Source organism: Oleiagrimonas sp., assembly GCF_027858935.1.
Lineage (GTDB): Bacteria > Pseudomonadota > Gammaproteobacteria > Xanthomonadales > Rhodanobacteraceae > Oleiagrimonas.
On record NZ_JAQIBU010000019.1, the window covers coordinates 1 to 2029 of the forward strand.

Genomic DNA, 2029 nt, shown 5'->3' on the forward strand with positions numbered 1-2029 from the left:
GCCAGCTGTTCGGCCAACGCCAGCGATTGCTCTGCGTTCATGCCCCGACGGTGCGCCAGGTCCAGCGTAAGCAGGGCCAGGGCGGTCAACTGGGTGGTGAAGGCCTTGGTCGAGGCCACGCCGATCTCGGGGCCGGCGCGGGTCATCAGGCACAGGTCGGATTCGCGCACCAGCGAGGATTCGGGCACGTTGCAGATCCCCAACGTGCCCAGATAACCGCGCGCGCCGGCATCGCGCAGGGCTGCCAGCGTATCGGCGGTCTCGCCGGATTGGGAAATGGCCAGAAACAGGGTGTTTTCCGGCACCACGACCGCACGATAGCGGTACTCGCTGGCGACCTCCACGCTGACCGGAAGGCCCGCCAGTTGCTCGATCCAGTACTTGGCCACCATGCCCGCGTGATAGCTGGTGCCGCAGGCCACGATGTGCAGGCCGCGCACGCGCTCGAGGATGGCGTCCCCGTTGATGCCGAAGATGTTGGGCAGCACGCCCCGCGGTCCCAGCCGCCCTTCCAGCGTATCGGCCACGGCACGCGGTTGCTCGAAGATTTCCTTTTGCATGTAATGGCGGAATTCACCGCGTTCGACCGCATCCGAGGACAGCTCGCTCTGGTGCACCTTGCGTTCGACCGCTTGGCCGTCCAGCCCGAACACGCTGACCGACTCGCGCCGGATCTCGACCACGTCGTTCTCTTCCAGGTACATCACCGATCGGGTCACCTTGATCAGTGCCTGCACGTCCGAAGCCAGGAAATGCTCGCCGATGCCGATGCCGACCACCAGCGGACAACCACGCCGCGCCCCGACGACGCGCTCGGGGGACTGGCTGTCGAGCACGGCGATGGCGTAAGCGCCCTCGAGCTCGCGCACGGTGGCCGTCACGGCATCGCGCAGGTCCTCACCCGCCTGCACCCGACGGTCGATCAGATGAGCGATGACCTCGGTGTCGGTGTCCGACTCGAAGCTGCGACCTTCCTCTTCCAGCGCCTTGCGCAGGCCCACGTAGTTCTCGATGATGCCGTTGTGCACCAGCACCACGCGTCCGGCCATGTGCGGATGCGCGTTGGGCTCGCTGGGTGCGCCATGCGTGGCCCAGCGCGTATGTGCAATACCGGTTCCGCCCGGGAATGGCGCGTTCTGGTACAGCGCCTCGAGGCCACGCACCTTGCCCTTCACGCGCAGGCGCTGGATGCCCTGGTCATTGAGCACGGACAAGCCGGCCGAATCGTAGCCACGGTATTCGAGGGCCTTGAGGCCGGAGATCAGGATCGGGGCGACATCGCGCTGGGCGACAGCTGCAACAATTCCGCACATGGTTTCAATATCCGTTCTAAGTGGTGAGCGTGCGCTGGCCGCACAGTTCCGACTTGTCGTTTTCCGCGGGGACCGGCCGTGGATGAGCACCCCGCTCCGCCGGGCTGGACCATCATCCCGTAGGGTGGTTCAAGGAGCAACGCCAATACCCGGTCAACACCGGAACCCGGATGCGGCCTGAAAAAGTGCCCGAGGTAAAGCCAAGGCCTTACCCGGGCTCCGCATACTGTAGCCCGGATAAGCAAAGCGCATCCGGGATTGCGACGCAGACAGTCGAGCAGCTCCGCATACCTGTAGCCCGGATAAGCACAGCGCATCCGGGACCAACGTACCGCAGGGTCGCAGACGTGCGCAGCGCCATCCTGGATGCAGTCCGAGTCCTTGCCCGGCCAACGCGGCCCTCCATCAATTGACCTTGCGCCGGAGCGAATTGAGCAATTCCGCATACCTGTAGCCCGGATAAGCAAAGCGCATCCGGGACCAACCTGCCGCATAATCGCAAACGCGCGACCCGCGCCATCCATGATGCAGTCCGAGGCCTTGCCCGGCCAACGCGGCCCTCCATCAATTGACCTTGCGGCGGAGGTAGTTGAGCAAGTCGATGCGGGTAATCAGGCCGACAAACCGCTCGCCGTCCATGACGATCGCGACATGTCCGCGCTCGAACACGGGCATCAAGTCCTCGATGGTGCTCTTCATCTCGAGCATTTCCAGCT

The 2029-nt window shown here is 64.6% G+C and carries 2 protein-coding genes; both read right to left on the reverse strand.

The annotated features are described in order from the left end of the window. Positions 1-1313, reverse strand: a 1313-nt coding sequence (glmS, locus tag PF446_RS00900) for a glutamine--fructose-6-phosphate transaminase (isomerizing) (RefSeq protein WP_298068778.1), incomplete at its 3' end; no start/stop codon positions are given. Positions 1314-1877: 564 nt separating this feature from the next. Further along, the coding region (locus PF446_RS00905) for a CBS domain-containing protein (protein WP_298068780.1) at positions 1878-2029 on the reverse strand (152 nt) is incomplete at its 5' end.